The following is a 19295-nucleotide window of genomic DNA, read 5'->3' on the forward strand; positions in this document are numbered from 1 at the left end:
TCGTGGAGACCACTGGGGGAAAGCACCACCAAGAAGGCAAGAAGGGGGGCCAGGCATGGGCTGGCACCATGAGCTGCTGATCGGCTTCGACCTGGAGACGACCGGGACGGATCCGAGCGAGGCACGCATCGTCACCGGCGCGGTGATCGAGGTGAGGGGCGGTGAGCCGCTCGCTCACCGGGAATGGCTGGCCGATCCGGGTATGGAGATCCCGGCGGACGCGGTGGCGGTGCACGGCATCACCAACGAGCGCGCGACCAGCGAGGGCAGGCCCGCCGACCAGGTCGCGGACGCGATGGCGGACGTGCTGGCGACGTACTGGAAGACGGGCGTACCGGTGGTCGCCTACAACGCGAACTTCGACCTCACCCTGCTCTCCGCGGAGTTGCGAAGGCACGGCCTGCCGTCCCTGCGGGAGCGGCTCGGCGGCCTGGATCTCGCCCCGGTGATCGACCCGTACACGATCGACCGCTCCGTCGACCGCTACCGGCGCGGCAAGCGCAACCTCGAAGCGGTGTGCAGGGAGTACGGCGTCTCACTGGACGCGGCTCACGACGCGTCGGCGGACGCGTTGGCCGCGGCGCGGCTGGCGTGCGCGATAGCCGAGCGGCATCCCAAGGTCGCGGCGCTCGGACCGGTGGAACTGCATCGGCGACAGATCGAGTGGTACGCGGAGTGGGCGGCGGATTTCCAGAGTTTCCTTCGGCGCAAGGGGGAGGCTGACGCGGTGGTGGACGGGACGTGGCCTGTGCGGGAGGTTGTGGGTGAGGTGGTCTAAGGGGGAGTTTTCCCACCCGCTCGCCCGTTTCCAGCCCGCCCGGCGTCTGAGGGCGAGCGCGTTCAGCGCGATGGGGGGTCTGGGGACGCAGCCCCCAGGGAGAGGATGGGACGGGTAGGGGCGCCGGGGGCGAGAAACTTGGCCTGTGCCGCGCGGTGGGCGCGTTCCACCGACTGGCCCCAGTACGTGCCCGTGACCATCAGCGTCGCGCCCAACGCCGTGAGCGGCGTCAGATGCTCGCCGCCCAGGGCGATCCCGATCGCGGCGGCCCAGATCGGCTCCGTACCCAGCAGCAGGCTGGCCCGGCTCGCCGAGGTGCGCTGCACGGCCCACGTCTGGGCGAGGAACGCGAACACGCTGCAGAACAGGGCGAGATAGAGCAACTGCGTCCACGTCCCGGAGTCGGCGCGGACGAGCACCGGCAGGTCGGAAGCGGCGGCCGGCAGGAACAGGGCCGTGCCGATCACGGTCTGGAGTGTCGTGAGGTGAAGGGGTCGGATCGGCCGGCCTGTGGTCAGGCGTCCGACCAGGGCCACGTGGACCGCCCGTATCAGCGCCGCGCCCAGCATCAGCAGGTCGCCGAGACGCGGCGTGTGGAAACCGTTGCCGGACATCAGCAGGCCGACGGCCAGGACGCAGACTCCGGCGGCGGCGTAGAAGGCCGGGGGCAGCCCGCCGGGGTGTCCGGCACGGTCGAGGAGAGGGGTGAGCACGATGGTCAGGCTGATGATCAGGCCCGCGTTGGCGGCGGTGGTGTGGGCGACCCCGTACGTCTCCACGACCAGGACGGCGGCCTGCGTGAGCCCGAGCGGCAGCCCGGCGCGCACCTCCTCCCGGGTCCACAGGCGAGAGCCGCTGCCCCGCTCCCGTTCCTTCCCCCGTCCGGCAGCCACCAGGCCGAGACAGCTGAGCGCGGAGAGGGCGTACCGCGCGAAAAGGACCACGAGGACGGGCAGGGCGGAGGTGGCCGTCTGGGCGGACAGATAACTGGATCCCCAGACAAGCGCGACAAGGAGGAGTACCGCGTCGGTACGGCGGGAGTCGGACACGCGACTACGGTGCACCGGCAGGAACCCTGAAGGCCAGGACCACCTCCTTAAACGATCTTTTAGTTTCCCTACACTGTCCACCTACACTGGCCCCATGGACGAACGCCAGCTGCGGATCCTGCGCGAACTCGGTGAGCTGGGCAGCGTCACCGCGGTCGCCGACGCGCTGCTCGTCACGCCCTCGGCGATCTCGCAGCAACTGCGGCTGCTCCAGCGGGCCATCCCGGTCCCGCTCACCGAGCGACAGGGGCGGCGGCTGGTGCTGACCGACGCCGGGCAGGCGCTGGCGGGCGCGGCGACCGAGGTGGAGTCGGCGCTGGCGCGGGCCCGGCACACCGTCGAGGAGTTCCTCGACCGGCCGGACGGGGAGGTGTCCGTGGCGGCGTTCCACAGCGCGGGCGCCGCGTTCTTCCCGCTGCTGCTGCGGGCCCTGGCCGGACCGGACGGACCGGTGCTCGCGCTGGCCGACGAGGACGTGACGCAGGACGACTTCCCGCCGCTGACCAGGGAGTACGACCTCGTCCTCGCCCACCGCCTCGACCACGCCCCGCCCTGGCCGCGCACGGTGGCGGCGACCCCGCTGCTGCGCGAACCCCTCGACGTGGCCATGCCCGCCGACCACCCGCTCGCCGCCAAGCGACAACTGACCCCGACCGATGTGGCCGACCAGCCCTGGATCGCCGTACACGACGGCTTCCCGATCATGGCGACGATCGAGGCCATCGCCACCGCGGCGGGCCACCGGCCCCGTCTCGCCCATCGCATCAACGAGTTCGCGGTGGCGGCGGAGGTGGTGGCCGCCGGAGGAGGCCTCGCGCTGATGCCCCGCTGGACCTCCCGTCCGCACCCCGCCCTCGTCCTCAAGCCCCTCAGCGGCATCCAGGCCAGACGCCGAATCGACGCCCTCCACCGCCCGGAACGAACAGCCCGAAGGGCCGTACGAACGGTACTGGAGGAACTGCGCCGAGCAGCACAGAAAATCCAGGCCGAGGACCAGCTCGCCTAGGGGCGCGGGGAACTGCGCGACAAGCCACGTCCGGCCCGCAGGCGCCGAACAACAGCAAGCCCAAACCCACTAGGCGCTCAAAACGGATACCACCGCACAGTCGAATCCCCCTCCCGCAAAGACCCCACCCGCCGCGAAAACTCAGCCAACGCCTTCGGATTGACAGGCGCATGCTGCGCAACCCACGCACAGCTCGCCGTCTCCCGCGCCCCGCGCAGCACCCCACACCCCTCCCACTCCCGTACGTCCCACCCGTACGCTTCCGTGAACGCGTCATAGGACTCGGCAGGGAGGGCGTACCGGTCGTGGGACAGAGCCATGACCACCAGATCGTGCTCGCGCAGGTCGGCGGAGAAGGTCTCCAGGTCGACCAGGACCGGGCCGTCGGGCCCGATGTGGACGTTGCGGGGGAGAGCGTCACCGTGGATCGGGCCCGGCGCGAGCCGCGGGGTGAGCGCGGCGGCGGCCGCGGCGAAACCGTCCCGGCGCTCGCGCAGATACGCCGCGTCCGCCGGGTCGATCGCGTCGCCCGCGAGCCGCAGCCAGCGTTCGACGCCCCCCAGTAGCTCACGGGCAGGCAACGCGAAGGAGCGGGGGAGCGGCAGGGCGTGCACGATCCGTAGGAGTTCGGCCAAATCCCGGGGGCCGGCGGGGCGTACGGGATCGGGCAGCCGGTGCCACACCGTCACCGGGTGGCCCTCGACGAGGTGCGCCTTCGGGTCGGCCGCGCGTACCGCCGGGACGTCCGTGTCGGCGAGCCAGAGCGCGATGTCCAGTTCCCGCCGCGCACGGTCGAGGAGTTCGGCGTCGCGGCCCACCTTGACGACCAGGTCACCGGCGGCGAACACCGCGTTCTCGCCCAGTGCGAGGAGCCGTGCGTCCGGCGCCGTGCCGGGCAGTACGCCCGCCGTGGCCAGTACGTCCCGGGCCTGTGCCTCGTCCATCGTCCGCCTCCCGCGCAGTCACTCGTACCCGGCTGTGTGGAGCCGTGTACGTCCGCGAACGGCGTCGGGTTCACGCCATCCGCCGGTCAGTGTCGCATTCGCACTGGTGGGGGCGTGTGCGCGGTGCCTTGACGGGTTACGAGGGCTTCACGACCATGACGGGGCCACCTCGGGCGACCAAAGGAGCCGATCACGTGACACTGGTGACCGGGGCGAGGCGGCCGGCCGAGCGCGCGGCCCGCGCCGGACCGGGCGGTAGTCGGATCACCGGCCACGGTGCCTGGTTCCTCGTGCTGCCCGCCCTGATCCCGATCCTCGTCCTGAGCGTGGGACCGCTGCTGTACGGGATTCTGCTGGCGTTCACCGACGCCCAGTCCGGCCGGACCGCGCCCACTCGGTGGATCGGCACGCTCAACTTCCAGGATCTGCTGCACGACACGCTGTTCTGGGAGTCGTTCCGGATCGGGCTGGTCTGGGCGGTCGGGGTGACCGTGCCGCAGTTCCTGCTCGCTCTCGGCCTCGCCCTCCTCCTCAACCAGGAGTTACGGTTGCGCTGGCTGGCCCGCGCCCTCGCGATCATCCCGTGGGCGATGCCGGAGGTCGTCGTCGGCATCATGTGGCGGCTCGTCTACAACGCGGACGCCGGTGTCCTCAACGAGACCCTGCGTGACCTGGGTCTGGGCGACGGCCGCGACTGGCTCAGCGGCCTGACGACCGCGTTGCCCGCCGTCATCGTCGTCGGTGTCTGGGCGGGGATGCCGCAGACGACGGTCGCGCTGCTCGCCGGGTTACAGAACACTCCGCGCGAACTGCACGAGGCGGCGGCCATGGACGGTGCCGGCGCCTGGCGCCGCTTCTGGACGGTCACCTGGCCCGCCCTGCGGCCGGTCGCGCTCGCGATCACCGCCCTCAACCTGATCTGGAACTTCAACTCCTTCGCCCTGGTGTACGTCCTGACGAACGGCGGCCCCGGCGGACGCACCCGGCTGCCCATGCTCTTCGCCTACGAAGAGGCCTTCCGTTACGGCCAGTTCGGCTATGCGGCGGCGATGGGCTGTGTGATGGTCGCGCTGATCTCCGTCCTTCTCGCCGTGTTCCTCGTCGGCCGGCTGCGGGGAGGCGACGGGAGTTGAGGACGAGCACGAGCGCCCGCGTCGGCCAGTACGCGGCCCTCCTCGCCTATCTCGCCTTTCTGGCCCTGCCGTTCCTCTGGCTTCTGTCCACCGCGTTCAAGTCCCCGCGCGAACTGGGCAGTCTGCACCCCAGCTGGATCCCGGAGAACCCCACCCTCGACAACTTCCGCCAGGCCTTCGACGAACAGCCGCTGCTGCACGCCGCGTTGAACTCCCTGCTGGCTGCCGCCTCGGCCGCGCTGGTCGCCGTACTGCTCGCGACCCCGATGGCGTACGTCATGGCCAGGCACCGCACCCTGCTCGGGCGGGCGGCGACCGGGTGGGTGGTGGTCAGCCAGGCGTTCCCGTTCGTGCTGGTGATCATCCCGCTGTTCCTGGTGCTGAAGAACCTGCGGCTGATCGACTCCGTCTTCGGGCTGGTGATGGTGTACGTGGTGTGGTCGCTGCCGTTCGCGCTGTGGATGCTCGTCGGGTATGTACGGGCTGTGCCCGCCGAGTTGGAGGAGGCGGCGGCCGTCGACGGCGCCGGACGCCTGCGCACCCTGGTCTCCGTCACCGCGCCGTTGCTGGCGCCGGGGATCGTGGCGACGGCACTGTTCGCTTTCATCACCGCCTGGAACGAGTTCTTCTTCGCCCTGGTGCTCCTCAAGACCCCGGAGAAACAGACCCTGCCGGTCGTCCTCACGCACTTCATCGGCGCGGAGGGCGTGGCGGACCTCGGGCCGCTGGCCGCCGCCGCGTTCCTGGCGACGCTGCCCTCGCTCGTCGTGTTCGCGCTCATCCAACGCCGCATCACGGGCGGAATGACGGCCGGGGCGGTGAAGGGCTGATGCGGGCACGATGGTTAGTGGTCCCCGTCCTCATGCTGCTCCTCGCCGGAGGCACCGGCTGCACAGGCGGAGGGGACACCAGCGACGACGCCGGCAGAATCACCCTCCGCTTCCAGTCCCTCGCCTGGCAGGACGAGTCCGTCGCCGCCAACAAGGCGCTGGTGAAGGAGTGGAACGCGACCCATCCGGACGTCAAGGTCGATTACGTACAAGGAAGTTGGGACAGCATTCACGACCAGCTGCTCACCTCCTTCGAAGGCGGTGAGGCCCCCGACATCATCCATGACGCCTCGGACGACCTCGCGGACTTCGCGTACGGCGGCTACCTCGCAGACCTGAGCGAGTTGCTGCCCGAGCGGCTCAAGTCCGACATCCCGCAGCGCAGTTGGGATACGACGACCTTCGGGGACGGCGTCTACGGCGTGCCGTTCCTCCAGGAGCCGAGGGTGCTGATCGCCAACGCGAAATGGCTGAAGGAGGCGGGTGTACGTATCCCGACCCCCGAACAGCCATGGAGCTGGCCGGAGTTCAGGCAGATCACCCGACAGCTCAGCGGCGAAGGCAAGTACGGCGTGGCCTGGCCGCTCAAGGAGCCCGTCTCCGCCACGCTCAACCTGTCACTGTCGGCGGGCGGGCAGCTGTTCCACCGGGGCGCGGACGGCAAGGTGACCGTCCGGTTCGCCGCGCCCGAGCAGGTGGTCCCCCATACGATCCACGACCAGGTCAACTCCGATGGCAGCGCGTCGAGTTCGACGCTGGGCAGCGGCGGCTCCGACACCCTGCCCGGATTCTTCGGCGGCCGGTACGCGATGGTCCCGCTCGGCTTCTCCTACCGCCAGCAGATCGCGCAGCAGGCGCCGAAGGGCTTCGAGTGGCAGGTGCTGCCCGCACCGGCGGGCGCCGACGGACTCACTCAGGGCGTCAGCCCGCAGACCCTCTCCATCGCCGAGGACAGCCAACACCAGAGGGAGGCGGCCGAGTTCATCGACTTCATGCTGCGCCCCGAGAACATGGTCCGCCTTGCCCTCGGCGACTGGATGCTCCCCACCGGCACCCAGGCCTTGAAGTCGCCTTCCCTGCGGACCCGGAAGGACGGCTGGGCCACGGGCACCGCCCTCGCCACCCACCTCCGCTCGGCCCCCGCCCAGTCCGTGCGCGGCTACCCGGAGTGGAAGGACAAGGTCGCGACGCCCGCGTTCCAGGAGTACTACAGCGGAGCGATCGACCTCGCCGAACTGCGAAAACGCCTGGAGGACGACGGAAACCTGGTGCTGGATCGCTATCAGCGCTGAGACGCGCCCCCCACAGGTCGCGCAGCCTGATCGAGGCCGAGCTGTCGCGCGGCGTGTGAACGGGAAGAGGGCCCGCTGGCTCCCCAGTAACCAACGGGCCCTCCCCAGAGGAAGATCGAGAGTGGATCAGGTCGGTCAGACCTTGATCCGTTCGTCGCCCTCAACCCTCGGCGTGACCGCCTCGGGAGCCTCGTCGTGCGTCAGGTCAGGCAGACGGTTCAGCCACTTCGGGAAGTACCAGTTGCGCTCCCCGAGCAGGGCCATCACGGCGGGCAGCAGCACACCCCGGATGATCGTCGCGTCGATGAGTACCGCCGCCGCGAGGCCCACACCCATCTGCTTCATGGACTGCATCGACAGCGTCCCGAAGATGGCGAACACGGCGACCATGATGACGGCCGCACTGGTGACGACCCCGGCCGTGGTGACCACCCCGTGCTGGATCGCGTCCTTCGTCGTACGGCCCCGCAGATGCGCCTCGCGGATACGGGAGACGACGAACACGTGGTAGTCCATCGACAGGCCGAACAGGATCACGAACAGGAACAGCGGCAGCCAGGTGATGATGGCGCCCACGCCCTCCGCGCCCACCAGGGACGCGCCCCAGCCGTGCTGGAAGACGGCGACCAGGATGCCGTAAGCCGCCCCGACCGAGAGCAGGTTGAGCACGATCGAGGTGATCGCGATCGTCAGGGAGCGGAACGACAGGAGCATCAGCAGGAAGGCGAACACGACCACGAAGGCGAAGACCGGGGCGACCGCGCCGGCCAGTTGGTCGTTGAAGTCCTTCGAACCCGCGACCTGCCCGGTGATCGGCGCCTGGACGCCGTCGACCTTGCCGAGTGTGGCCGGGCGTACCTCGTCGCGCAGCTTGTCCAGGCTCTCGCCCGCCTTGTCCAGGTCGGAGCCGCCGACCAGCGGGACGTACACGAAGGCGATGTTCTCGGCGTCGTGCAGCTTGATGTCCACCGGGCCACGCGAGGCACCCGAACTGACCGCCAGCTCACGGAAGTCGGCGAGCGCGGACTTCACGTCGGCCGCGTTGATGTCCTTCGCCTTGACGATCACCTCGGCGGGGTCGGAGCCGCCGGGGAACGCGTCGTTGACGCGGTTGTAGGTACCGACGATCGGCAACGAGTCGCCGAACTCCTGGTCCAGGGTGAGGTTCTGGGTCTTCATACCGAGCGCGGGCGCGGCCACGGCGAGCAGCGCACCGGCCGCCACGACCAGGGAGATGGCAGGCCTGGCGAGGACGACCTTCAGCACGGCCGTCCAGAAGCGGCTCTCCCCGTTGCCCTTGCCACGGTTGCCGTTCTTGCGCCGCTTGTCCGGGTGCAGGAACGGAATGCGGCCCTTCTCGACCCGCCCACCGAGCAGCGACAGCAGCGCCGGAAGGACCGTCACGGAGCCGACCATGGCGACCGCCACGACCATCAGCGAGGCCAGCCCCATCGCCTCGAACGTGGCGAGCCCGGTGAACAGCATGCCCGCCATCGCCACACACACCGTGACACCGGAGACGATGATCGCGCGGCCACTGGTCGCCGCGGCGATCTGGAGCGCGGCCTCCGGACTGCGGCCCGCCGCCCGCTCCTCGCGCTCCCGGCGCAGATAGAACAGGCAGTAGTCGACGCCGACGGCGAGACCGACGAGCAGCATCACGGAGCTGGCGGTGTCGTCCATCGGCTGGAGGTGGCTGACGATGCCCATCAGACCCATCGTCGCCATGATCGCGGTGACCGCCAGTGCCACCGGCAGCAGCGCCGCGACCAGCGCGCCGAACGCGATCAGCAGAATACCGAGGGCCACCGGTACGGCGGACAGCTCGGCCTTCTTGAAGTCGTCACCGAAGGCGTCGTCGAACGTCTTGTTCATACTGGCGCCGCCGATCTCCTCGATCCGCAGCTCCGAGTGGTCCTTCTGGACGTCCGCGACGGCCTTCAGCACCGGCTCGACCCGGTCGCCCGCCGTCTCGGCGTCGCCCCGCATGTCGAACTGGACGAGTGCGCTGCGCCCGTCCTTCGAGAGGGTGTCCGTGTCGTACGGCGACTGGACGGAGGTGACCTTGCCGGTCCCGTCGACCGCCTTCATGACGTCGGCGACGGCGGCCCGGAACGCGGTGTCCGTGGCCTTGAGGCTCGCACCCTTGGCCTGGATGAGGACGGTCTCGCTCGCGGGTTCGTCGATCCCGGCATCCTCGATGATCTTGGCGGCCGTGTGGGTCTCACCACCGAGCTGGTCGCTCTCCTTGACCTCGACGCTGCCGGCGGCGGAACCGAGCCCCATCGCCAGGACGACGAACAGCACCCAGATCCCGACGGCCGCCCAGCGATGCTGGGCGCTCCAGCCGCCTGCCCGGGCGGCTATGCCCCGTACCCGCGTTTTTCCGTTCCCCATGACCGGCTTGCCCCCTCGGATGAGGTGACAGCCGCCTGCCATCACCTTTCATTTCGAAGGTATGGGCTGGATAAGAGCATCTCCTCGTGCTTGCCGGTGAGGTGCGGTCGCCCGGAGTCCTCCCGTCGGATACCCGCGTCTCCCCACTGGGTAGGACACTGACCCCCTACACCTAAAAGACGATCTCGGGGTGGTTCATCAGGGGGGACTGTCAGTGGTCCGCCTTATGGTGTGCGGATGACGACAGGTGAGCACGCGACGACGACCTACGCGGCGCTGTTGCGCGGCATCAACGTGGGCGGCAACAAGAAGGTCCCGATGGCCGAGCTGCGCACCCTGCTCGAGGGCCTCGGGTACGACGCCGTACGGACCTACCTCCAGAGCGGCAACGCCGTGTTCGCCGCCGGTCACGGGGACGAGGAGTCCCTCGCGGGCGAGATCGCGAAGGCCATCGAGCAGCACTTCGGATTCACCGTCGACGTGATCGTGCGCGACCATGCCCACCTGCGGGCGATCAGGGACAACTGCCCCTTCCCCGCAGCCGAGTTGGAGGCCAAGCAGCTCCACGTCACCTACTTCTCCGTCCCCGTCGACGAGGCTCGCTTCGCGGACATCGACCAGGCCGCCCACCTCCCCGAGGAGTTCCGGCTCGGCGACCGCGCGCTGTACCTGTACGCACCCGACGGACTCGGCCGCTCCAAACTCGCCGAGATGCTCGCCAAGCCCCGGTTCCTGAAGGGCCTGACCGCGACCACCCGCAACTGGAACACCGTCGTGAAGCTGGTGGAACTCACCGAGGACGAAACCGGGGAGAAGTGAGACCGATGCCCGACCTCGACCCGGACCCCGACCGTGACCGGGAGCGTGACCCCGCCGTGGAGGCCGCCATTGAGGCCGAGCTGCGGCTGCTCGACCCGGAGGTCCGCGGCTCACCCGAGCTGACCGGGGCACTGCTGCACCCCGGGTTCCACGAGTTCGGCGCCTCCGGGCGGCACTGGGACCGGGCGTCGATCATCGAGTCCCTCGCCGCGACCACCGAACCGGGCACCCACCCCTTCGCCGTCTCGCACATGAAGGGCGTACGGCTCGCGCCCGACCTGGTCCACCTCACCTTCGACACGGAGAACAACGGCCGCCGCGCCCACCGGAGTTCACTGTGGCGCCGGAACACCGAGGGCGACGGCTGGCTGCTGTACTTCCACCAGGCGACCCCGTTCGGCGACCCCGTTCAATGACCCCGAGCCACTGACCTACCGCCGGTCCAGGCGCGCAAGTTCGTCCCCCGACAGTCGTACGTCCCCGGCGTCCAGGTTCTCCTCCAGGTGTACGAGGGAGCCCGTGCCCGGGGTCGGGCAGAGCACCGGGGAGCGGTGCAGCAGCCAGGCCAGCGCGACCTGGGCCGGGGTCGCTCCGTGCGCGGCGGCGATCTCCGCGCACACCGGGTCGGACGCCAGCTCGCCGTTGCCCAGCGGAAACCACGGCAGAAACGCGATGCCGTGCGCCTCGCACAGCTCCAGCAGCGGCTCGGAGGAGCGGTCGAGGAGGTGATAGCGGTTCTGGACGGACGCGATCGACGTCAACTCCCTTGCCGCGCACAGCTCTTCGACCGTCACCGAGTCGAGGCCGAGCTGCCGGATCTTGCCCTCCGCGCGCAACTCGTCGAGGGCGCCCAGCTGTTCGGCCATCGGGACCCGCGGGTCGAGCCGGTGCAGCTGGTACAGCTCGATCGTGTCGAGGCGCAGGCGCCGCAGACTCGCCTCGCACATCGCGCGCAGCCGCTCTGGCCGGCCGTCGATGTGCCAGGCGTCCGGGCCGGTCCGTACGACACCGCCCTTGGTCGCGACCAACACCCCGGCCGGGTACGGGTGCAGGGCCTCGGCGACGAGTTCCTCGGCGATCGACGGGCCGTAGTTGTCGGCGGTGTCGATCAGCGTCACGCCACGATCGACGGCCCGGCGCAGTACGGCCATCGCGTCGGCAGGGGTGCCACGCGGGCCCCAGCAGCCGGGGCCGGTCAGCTGGACCGTGCCGTAACCGAGGCGACGGACCGGGAACTCGCCGCCGATGGTGAAATTTTCCGAAGCCATGCGACGGAGGCTACCTGCAGGGTGCACGCACCATGGGAGGCTGATCGGTATGCGCTACATCATCATCGGAGCCGGGGCGGTCGGCGGTGCCATCGGCGGGCGGCTGGCCGGGGCGGGACACGAGGTGGTCCTCGTCGCCCGGGGTGCCCAGTACGAGGCGCTGCGCGCGCACGGGCTGCGGCTGGTGACGCCGGACGGGACGCACACGCACCGTCTGCCGACCGTCGACGGACCCGCCGGACTCGGGGAACTGCGCGCCGACGACGTGCTCGTCCTCGCCGTCAAGACGCAGGACAGCGAAGCCGCCCTGGCCGCCTGGGGGCCGGTGCCCGTCGAGGGTGGCGGTACGGCGGCCGAGCGGTTGCCGTTGCTGTGCGCGCAGAACGGCGTGGAGAGCCAGCGTCTCGCGCTGCGCCGCTTCCGTCGGGTGTACGGCGTCTGCGTCTGGCTGCCCGCGGCCTACGAGGAACCCGGCATCGTCTCCGCCCCGGGCGCACCCCTCACCGGCATCCTCTTCCTCGGCCGCCACCCGCACGGCACCGACGACACCGTCCGCCGGATCGGCGCCGACCTGGAGAAGGCGGAGTTCGAGGCCCCTGTCGTACCGGACGTGGCACGCTGGCAGTACGCCAAGCTGCTCACCAACCTGGGCAACGCCATCCGGGCGCTCAGCGGTGCGGCGGACAGCGAGGAGAGCGAGCGGCTGCGTCAACGGGTCTACGCCGAGGGCGAGTCGGTGCTCGCGGCGGCCGGGATCCCGTACACGAGCGCCGCCGAGGCGAAGGCAAAGCGCGGTGACAAGATCACTCTGCTGCCACTGCCTGGTGCCGAGCTCGGCGGTGGCTCCACCTGGCAGTCCCTGAGCCGGGGCACCGGCACGATCGAGACCGACTACCTCAACGGCGAGATCGTGCTCCTGGGGCGCCTGCACGGCGTACCGACGCCCCTGAACGAACTGCTGCAACGGCTGGCCAACACGTTCGCGCGGGAACGGCGACCGGCGGGTTCACTTCCGTCGGCGGAACTCGTACGGCTGGCGGACGAGGCCGTCGCGTCCGTTCAGGTGTCCTGGGCCGGGGGAGGGGAAACTCCCGACTCCACCTGCCCGTAAGTCGGTTCAGGCGACCGGAGACACCTACGCGCTCACCGCGGTCCACCCCGGCAACGACGTCCGCACCTGTACCGCCGCCTCCGTGTACCGCCGCAACAGCAGCCGGGCCACCTCGGGTGCCGGTCCCAGGACGTCCGCGAGGACGTCGGCCTGGGCCGCGCCCCGCGCGATACGGTCCGGCAGGAAGCCGGGGGCGAGGACGTAGGGTGCGACGGCGACGCGCTCGCAGCCCAGGTCCCGCAACTCACGTACCGCGTCCTCGGTGCGGGGGAGGGACGCGGAGGCGAACGCGGGCCGCACGGCGCGCCAACCGGTGTGCCGCCACTCCCGCGCGATGTCAGCGATCACCGCGATCGCCTCCGGGTCGGTGGACCCCGCCGAGGCCAGCACGACCCCGGTCGAGGACTTGTCGGCAGGCGTCAACCCCGCCTCGTACAGGCGCCGTTCGAGCGCCGAGCGGAGGAGCGGGGACGGGCCCAGCACCTCCGCCTGGCGGATGTTCAGTCGCCTCGGCGCGTCCCGCAGGACGGCCGGGATGTCCGCCTTGGCGTGGAAGGCGCGGGTCAGGAGGAGGGGTAGAGCGACCACGTCACGGACGCCCTCCGCCGCCAGGGACTCCAACACGCCTTGTACGGAAGGGATGTTGAAGTCCAGGAAGCCGGTCTCCACGCGCAGCCCCGGCCGCAGCGACCGTACGCGCCGCACGAGGGCGTGCACGGTCGCCGCGTGCCGAGGGTCGCGGCTGCCGTGGGCGATCACCACGAGGACGGGGCGGACCGGCTTTCGGAACATGGGCGTCAGCTCTTCACCAGCAGTCCACGACCGCGCAGTACCCGCCGCTCCAACGGGCTGAAGATCAGCAGGTCGATGGCGATACCGACGATCAGGATGAGCAGGATGGCGAGGAACACCGTGGCCATGTCGCTGTTGGTGCGGCCGTTCTCCAGCAACTGCCCCAGCCCGACCCCCAGGTCGGGATGCTGGGCGATGATCTCCGCCGCCATCAGCGAGCGCCAGGAGAACGCCCAGCCCTGCTTCAGGCCGGCCAGATATCCGGGCAGCGCCGCCGGCATCACCACGTACCAGGTGCCGCGCAGACCCGTCGCACCCATCGTGCGGCCCGCACGGAGGAACAGCGGCGGCACCTGGTCGACACCGGCGACGAGACCGTTGGCGATCGAGGGGACGGCGCCGAGCAGGATCACCGCGTACATCATCGAGTCGTTCAGGCCGAGCCAGATGACGGCCGGCGGCACCCACGCCACCGACGGCAGGGACTGGAGGCCGGACAGGAGTGGGCCGATGGCCGCGCGCACGAACTTCACCCGCGCGACGAGGAGACCGAGCGGGGTGCCGATCGCCAGCGCGAAGAGGAAGCCGAGCAGACCGCGCGAGACGCTCGTCCAGATGTAGCCGAGCAGATCGCCTTCCAGCCAGGCGGTCCTGAGCTCGCCCCACACGTCGCCGGGCGAGGGCAGCTTGCTCGGATCGGTGACGACGTCGAAGGAGATCAGCGCCTGCCAGACGGCCACGACCAGCACGATCGACAGCAGCGGAGGCAGGATCTTCTGGACGAAGGTCTGGCGGAAGGGAGTCCGGCTCGTCTGGACCGTGTCCAGCGCGTCGAGGCCCGCCTCCAGACCGGAGAGGTCGTGCCTGTTCTTGACGGGCGCGTCGGCCGGGCTCTCAGTGCTGGCCATGGCGGCGGATCTCCCCACGCAGTTCTTCGGTGATCTCGACGGACAGCTCCGCCACTTCGGCGTCCTCGATACGGCGCGGCTGCGGGATGTCGACCCGCCACTCGCGGGCCACCCGACCCGGCCGCGAGGACAGCAGCACGACGCGCTCGGCGAGACGGACGGCCTCACGCACGTTGTGGGTGACGAACAGCACCGACAGCTGCGTCTCGCGCCAGATCCGGGTCAGCTCGTCGTGCAGCACGTCCCGCGTGATGGCGTCCAGGGCCGCGAACGGCTCGTCCATCAGCAGGAGTTTGCTGTCCTGGGCGAGGGAGCGAGCCAGCGCGACCCGCTGGCGCATACCGCCCGACAGCTCGTGCACGCGCTTGCCGTACGCACCCTGCAACCGCACCAGTTCGAGCAGCTCCTCGGCCCTGGCGCGCCGCTCGTTCTTCGGAACTCCCCCCAGTTTCAGGGCGAGTTCGATGTTCTTGCCCGCGGTCAGCCACGGGAAAAGGGCGTGTTCCTGGAACATCAGGGACGGTCGCCCGTCGGTAGTGATACTGCCCGTGGTCGGGGCGTCGAGGCCCGCGACCAGATTGAGCAGCGTCGACTTCCCACAGCCCGAGGCCCCCAGGAGGGTGACGAACTCGCCCGGCGCGACATCGAGAGTGATGTCGTCGAGGACGAGCTGCTGCCCGGACGGTCCGGCGAAGGACTTCGATACATGCTCGATACGGGCGGCGTGTTCGACCGACGTGGTGTCGGCGGAATTGGCAAGGGCTGTCGCCATGGTCGTCACCTCCTGGGAACTGATCGGGATCCGGGCTTACTTGACGCCGAGACCGGCGTCGTCGACCGGGCTCTCGCCCTGGGCCTTGAGGACCTTGTTCAGCAGCGTGAGGTCGTAGATCCCGACCAGGTTGGGCTTCTTCAGCAGACCGGCCTTGACGGCGTGCTCCGCCTCGGTGTTGAGGGTGGCCGCCAGCGGGTCGTTGGTGAACTGGATGGACTTCCACGCCGGGTCGATGACCTCGGGCTTCAGCGCCTTACCGGAGTCGATCTTGAGCTGGGCGTTCGCCGCGGCCTTCGCCTTGTCCGGGTTGGCGTTGATCCACGCGTTGGTCTTGACCGCGCCGGTCAGGACCGCCTCGACGACCTTCGGGTGCTCCTTGAGGAACTTCTGCGACACGATGATGTTCGTGATCACGAACTTCTTGTCGGGCCACAGGTCGGACTCGTCCAGCAGCACCTTCGCACCCTCGGCGACCAGCTTCGACGCGGTCGGCTCCGGCACCCAGGCACCGTCGATGGAGCCCGCCTTGTAGGCGTCCGGGGTGATCTTGTTGTCCGTGCGGACCACCGAGACGTCGCCCTTGCCGCTCTCCGCGTCGACCTTCCAGCCCTGGTCCGCGATCCAGTTGAGGAACGCCACGTCCTGCGTGTTGCCGAGCTGCGGGGTGGCGATGTTCTTGCCCTTGACGTCCTTCAGGCTCTTGATCTTCTCCGGGTTCACCACGAGCTTCACGCCACCGGACGCCGAGCCGCCGATGATGCGCAGGCTCTTGCCGTCGGACTTGGTGTAGCCGTTGATCGAGGGCGAGGGGCCGATCCAGCCGATGTCGATGGACCCCGAGTTGAGGGCCTCGATCTCGGACGGGCCGGCGTTGAAGGTCGCGTACTCGGCCTTCGTGGCGCCGAGTTCCTTCTGGAAGAGGCCCTGCTGCTTGCCCACCAGCGCGGTCGCGTGGGTGAGGTTGCCGAAGTAGCCGATCCGGACGGAGGAGAGATCGTCGATCTTCTCGGCTCCGGCGGCGACCTTCGCGTTGGTGTTCTCGTCCTTCGAGTCCGACCCGTAACCGCAGGCGGCGAGCGTCAGGAGGGGGAGTGCGGTCGCCACGACGAGGCCGCGGCGGAGAAGTGCTGAGCGGTTGGCAGGCACGGGAGGGGTTCCTCTCGTTGGCCCGGCGGTCACGCCCTCAGGTCGTGGCCGGGAGGTCGGCAGGTCTTCGTCGTCGGGACGTCCGGTGGGGGGACAGGGCGCGCAGGCAGTGCGCGTACGTCAGCACGCACATCGCGCGACCCCGCCCTGCCCGCTGCCGAGGGCGCCGCTGCCGACGCGGCCGCCCTCCTTCGCGAACGTGGCGTAGAAATCGGTGGAGTTCATGTCAGAAGTCCCACCCGTCGTCCTCGGCCTCGTTCTTGACGGGTTCGGGGGACGCGAACGACTCGCCGACCATGCCCGCGGTGAGCGTGGTGCCGTCGTTCGGGTCGATCAGGATGAACGAGCCGGTGCGCCGCGAGTCGGCGTACGAGTCGACGGGCAGCGGCTCGGCGGTACGGATCTTCACGCGGCCGATGTCGTTGGCGACGAGCTGTCCCGGATGCGGGTGCAGGGACAGGTCGTCGAGCGTGAGACGAGACGGGATGTCCTTGACGATCGCCTTGACCGTACGGGTGCCGTGCTTGAGGAGCACCCGGTGGCCGACCGTCAGCGGCGCGTCGGCGACATGGCACACCGTCGCCTCGACGTCCTGCGTGGTCGGCGGCGCGTCCTTGCTGGGCACGATCAGGTCGCCGCGCGAGATGTCGATGTCGTCCTCCAGGAGGACGGTCACCGACTGCGTGGTGTAGGCGACGTCGACCGGCTTTCCGAGCAGGTCGATGCCGGAGATCCTCGACGCGTGGCCGGACGGCAGGACCGTCACGGACTCGCCGACGCGGAAGGAACCGGAGGCGATCTGGCCCGCGTAACCCCGGTAGTCGGGGTGTTCGGCGGTCTGCGGCCGGATCACGTACTGCACGGGGAGACGGGCGTGGCAGTGGCTCAGGTCGTGGGCGACCGGGACCGTCTCCAGGTGCTCCAGGAAGGTCGGCCCGCCGTACCAGTCCATGTTCGCGGACGGGTCCACCACGTTGTCGCCGGCCAGTGCCGAGATCGGGATCGCGGTGATCTCCGGGACGCCCAGCTCCAGCGCGTACGCCGTGAACTCCTCGGCGATCGCGGCGAACACGGACTCCTGGTAGTCGACCAGGTCCATCTTGTTGACCGCGAGGACCACGTGCGGGACACGCAGGAGCGCCGCGAGGGCGGCGTGCCGGCGGGTCTGCTCGACGACGCCGTTGCGGGCGTCGATCAGGATCACCGTCAGCTCGGCCGTGGAGGCACCCGTCACCATGTTGCGGGTGTACTGCACGTGACCGGGCGTGTCGGCGAGGATGAACCGGCGCCTGGGCGTGGCGAAGTAGCGGTACGCCACGTCGATCGTGATGCCCTGCTCGCGCTCGGCGCGCAGCCCGTCCGTCAGCAGCGCGAGGTCCGGGGTGTCCTGGCCGCGGCTCGCCGACGCGCGCTCGACGGCCTCCAGCTGGTCGGTGAGGATCGACTTGGAGTCGTGCAGCAGCCGGCCCACGAGGGTGGACTTGCCGTCGTCGACGGACCCGGCGGTGGCGAACCGCAGGAGCGTGGTCTCGGACAGTTCCGTGAATTCCGTGGTCGTGCTCATGGCTAGAAGTACCCCTCGCGCTTGCGGTCTTCCATCGCGGCCTCGGACATCTTGTCGTCGGCGCGGGTGGCGCCCCGCTCGGTCAGCCGGGAGGCGGCGATCTCGGCGATGACGTCGGCCAGCGACACGGCGTCGGAGTCGACGGCGCCCGTGCAGGACATGTCGCCGACCGTGCGGTAGCGGACCTGCCGCTTCTCGACGGTCTCGCCGGCCTTGGGCCCGCCCCACTCACCGGCGGTCAGCCACATCCCGGCCCGCTGGAACACCTCACGCTCGTGCGCGAAGTAGATGTCCGGCAGCTCGATGCCCTCACGGGCGATGTACTGCCAGACATCCAGCTCGGTCCAGTTGGAGAGCGGGAAGACACGGACGTGCTCACCGGGCGCGTGCCGCCCGTTGTAGAGGTTCCACAGCTCCGGGCGCTGCCGGCGCGGGTCCCACTGCGAGAACTCGTCCCGCAGCGAGAACACCCGTTCCTTCGCCCGGGCCTTCTCCTCGTCGCGCCGCCCGCCACCGAACACGGCGTCGAACTTCTCGGCCTGGATCTTCTCCGTCAGCGGCAGCGTCTGGAGCGGGTTGCGAGTCCCGTCCGACCGCTCCTTGAGTACCCCGCGGTCGATGTACTCCTGCACGGAGGCGACATGCAGCCGCAGCCCGTGAGCCGCCACCGCCCGGTCGCGGTACTCCAGCACCTCGGGGAAGTTGTGCCCGGTGTCGACGTGCAGCAGCGAGAACGGGACCGAGGCCGGGGCGAACGCCTTCAGCGCCACATGCAGCATGACGATCGAGTCCTTGCCGCCGGAGAAAAGGATCACCGGCCGCTCGAACTCACCCGCCACCTCACGGAAGATGTGCACGGCCTCGGACTCGAGGGCGTCCAGGTGGGAGAGGGTGTACGGGGCATCGGTGGCGCCCCCGTGCGCCTTGGCGGCGGTCGCCGTCATGCCAGTCCCCTCTCGGCGAGCAGCGCGTGGACGGCCGCCGCGGACTCCTGGACGGTCTGGTCCTGCGACTCGATCCGCAGATCCGGCGTCTCGGGTTCCTCGTACGGGTCGTCGACCCCGGTGAGTCCGGTCAGCTTGCCCGCGGCCTGCTTGGCGTACAGACCCTTCACATCGCGTACGGAGCACACCTCGACCGGGGTCGCCACATGCACCTCGACATACGCGGCGCCGCTCTCCTGGTGCCGCTTGCGCACGGCCTCGCGGCTGTCCGCGTACGGCGCGATCACCGGGACCAGCGTCTTGACGCCGTTACGGGCGAGCAGTTCGGCCAGGAAGCCGATGCGCTGCACGTTCGTGTGCCGGTCCTCGCGGCTGAAGCCGAGGCCCGCCGAGATGAACTCACGGATCTCGTCGCCGTCCAGCACCTCGACGAGGTGGCCCTCCTCGCGCAGCCGGCCGGCCAGTTCGTACGCGATGGTGGTCTTGCCGGCGCTCGGCAGACCCGTGAGCCAAACGGTGGCTCCGGTCGTCACTGGTAT

19 protein-coding genes are annotated in these 19295 nt (G+C 69.9%); 8 read left to right on the plus strand and 11 right to left on the minus strand.

All coding sequences use genetic code 11. The features are described 5' to 3' along the window. The first annotated feature begins 55 nt into the window (after positions 1-55). Positions 56-778: a 3'-5' exonuclease gene (locus G3I56_RS36420; protein ID WP_164416684.1), complete on the plus strand. Its 723-nt coding sequence runs from the start codon at positions 56-58 to the stop codon at positions 776-778. 62 nt (positions 779-840) lie between these two features. Here G3I56_RS36420 and G3I56_RS36425 read toward each other — a convergent pair whose 3' ends face one another. Continuing rightward, the gene (locus G3I56_RS36425; protein WP_343240159.1) at positions 841-1827 is read right to left on the minus strand and encodes a DMT family transporter; all 987 of its coding nucleotides are present in this window, start codon (positions 1825-1827) and stop codon (positions 841-843) included. Between the two features lie 94 nt (positions 1828-1921). Here G3I56_RS36425 and G3I56_RS36430 point away from each other — a divergent pair, with 94 nt between their 5' ends. Continuing rightward, positions 1922-2833 carry a LysR family transcriptional regulator gene (locus G3I56_RS36430; RefSeq protein ID WP_164416686.1) on the plus strand — a complete coding sequence of 304 codons (912 nt, stop codon included), beginning with the start codon at positions 1922-1924 and terminating at the stop codon, positions 2831-2833. A 77-nt stretch (positions 2834-2910) separates the two neighbouring features. On the opposite strand, the gene G3I56_RS36435 is transcribed toward G3I56_RS36430, so the two are convergent. Next, positions 2911-3777, minus strand: coding sequence for an aminoglycoside phosphotransferase family protein (locus G3I56_RS36435; RefSeq protein ID WP_164416689.1), 867 nt, complete (start codon positions 3775-3777; stop codon positions 2911-2913). A 194-nt stretch (positions 3778-3971) separates the two neighbouring features. Here G3I56_RS36435 and G3I56_RS36440 point away from each other — a divergent pair, with 194 nt between their 5' ends. Genes G3I56_RS36440 through G3I56_RS36450 form a run of 3 tightly spaced genes read left to right on the plus strand, consistent with a single transcriptional unit; the run spans position 3972 to position 7032 of the window. Continuing rightward, complete coding sequence (locus tag G3I56_RS36440) at positions 3972-4910, plus strand: sugar ABC transporter permease (protein WP_164416691.1); 939 nt, start codon at positions 3972-3974, stop codon at positions 4908-4910. After that, positions 4907-5740: a carbohydrate ABC transporter permease gene (locus G3I56_RS36445; RefSeq protein WP_164416693.1), complete on the plus strand. Its 834-nt coding sequence runs from the start codon at positions 4907-4909 to the stop codon at positions 5738-5740. The genes G3I56_RS36440 and G3I56_RS36445 overlap by 4 nt, the downstream gene beginning before the upstream one ends. Then, positions 5740-7032: an extracellular solute-binding protein gene (locus G3I56_RS36450; RefSeq protein ID WP_164416695.1), complete on the plus strand. Its 1293-nt coding sequence runs from the start codon at positions 5740-5742 to the stop codon at positions 7030-7032. The genes G3I56_RS36445 and G3I56_RS36450 overlap by 1 nt, the downstream gene beginning before the upstream one ends. Positions 7033-7167: 135 nt before the next feature. On the opposite strand, the gene G3I56_RS36455 is transcribed toward G3I56_RS36450, so the two are convergent. Further along, the gene (locus G3I56_RS36455; RefSeq protein ID WP_164416697.1) at positions 7168-9429 is read right to left on the minus strand and encodes an MMPL family transporter; all 2262 of its coding nucleotides are present in this window, start codon (positions 9427-9429) and stop codon (positions 7168-7170) included. A gap of 237 nt (positions 9430-9666) precedes the next feature. Here G3I56_RS36455 and G3I56_RS36460 point away from each other — a divergent pair, with 237 nt between their 5' ends. Together G3I56_RS36460 and G3I56_RS36465 are read left to right on the plus strand one after the other, a co-directional pair. Next, a complete protein-coding gene (locus tag G3I56_RS36460) occupies positions 9667-10248 on the plus strand; it encodes a DUF1697 domain-containing protein (RefSeq protein WP_164416699.1) in 582 nt (193 codons plus the stop codon). A 5-nt stretch (positions 10249-10253) separates the two neighbouring features. Then, positions 10254-10664 (plus strand): nuclear transport factor 2 family protein, encoded by a 411-nt coding sequence (locus tag G3I56_RS36465; RefSeq protein ID WP_164416701.1) that lies wholly within the window; start codon positions 10254-10256, stop codon positions 10662-10664. A gap of 15 nt (positions 10665-10679) precedes the next feature. Here the strand turns inward: G3I56_RS36465 and G3I56_RS36470 are convergent, their stop codons facing one another. Continuing rightward, entirely contained in the window at positions 10680-11516 is an 837-nt protein-coding gene (locus G3I56_RS36470) for an aldo/keto reductase (protein WP_164416703.1), read from the minus strand. Between the two features lie 49 nt (positions 11517-11565). On the opposite strand from G3I56_RS36470, the gene G3I56_RS36475 reads away from it, so the two are divergent. Continuing rightward, a complete protein-coding gene (locus G3I56_RS36475; RefSeq protein ID WP_164416705.1) occupies positions 11566-12627 on the plus strand; it encodes a 2-dehydropantoate 2-reductase N-terminal domain-containing protein in 1062 nt (353 codons plus the stop codon). A gap of 24 nt (positions 12628-12651) precedes the next feature. Here the strand turns inward: G3I56_RS36475 and G3I56_RS36480 are convergent, their stop codons facing one another. The 7 genes from G3I56_RS36480 to cysC form a co-directional block, all read right to left on the minus strand. Continuing rightward, positions 12652-13419 (minus strand): sirohydrochlorin chelatase, encoded by a 768-nt coding sequence (locus G3I56_RS36480; RefSeq protein ID WP_164416707.1) that lies wholly within the window; start codon positions 13417-13419, stop codon positions 12652-12654. Positions 13420-13424: 5 nt separating this feature from the next. After that, a complete protein-coding gene (locus G3I56_RS36485; protein WP_164416709.1) occupies positions 13425-14327 on the minus strand; it encodes an ABC transporter permease in 903 nt (300 codons plus the stop codon). Next, complete coding sequence (locus G3I56_RS36490) at positions 14314-15099, minus strand: ABC transporter ATP-binding protein (RefSeq protein ID WP_164416711.1); 786 nt, start codon at positions 15097-15099, stop codon at positions 14314-14316. The genes G3I56_RS36485 and G3I56_RS36490 overlap by 14 nt, the downstream gene beginning before the upstream one ends. A gap of 36 nt (positions 15100-15135) precedes the next feature. Then, the gene (locus tag G3I56_RS36495; protein ID WP_164416712.1) at positions 15136-16248 is read right to left on the minus strand and encodes an aliphatic sulfonate ABC transporter substrate-binding protein; all 1113 of its coding nucleotides are present in this window, start codon (positions 16246-16248) and stop codon (positions 15136-15138) included. Positions 16249-16474: 226 nt separating this feature from the next. Continuing rightward, positions 16475-17812: a GTP-binding protein gene (locus G3I56_RS36505; protein WP_164416714.1), complete on the minus strand. Its 1338-nt coding sequence runs from the start codon at positions 17810-17812 to the stop codon at positions 16475-16477. A 2-nt stretch (positions 17813-17814) separates the two neighbouring features. Beyond that, positions 17815-18756, minus strand: a complete 942-nt coding sequence (gene cysD / locus G3I56_RS36510) for a sulfate adenylyltransferase subunit CysD (protein ID WP_164416715.1) — start codon at positions 18754-18756, stop codon at positions 17815-17817. Then, positions 18753-19289 carry an adenylyl-sulfate kinase gene (gene cysC / locus G3I56_RS36515; protein WP_164416731.1) on the minus strand — a complete coding sequence of 179 codons (537 nt, stop codon included), beginning with the start codon at positions 19287-19289 and terminating at the stop codon, positions 18753-18755. The genes cysD and cysC overlap by 4 nt, the downstream gene beginning before the upstream one ends. Between the last annotated feature and the right edge of the window lie 6 nt (positions 19290-19295).

The organism is Streptomyces sp. SID12488, from assembly GCF_010548275.1.
In the GTDB taxonomy this organism is placed as follows: Bacteria; Actinomycetota; Actinomycetes; order Streptomycetales; family Streptomycetaceae; genus Streptomyces.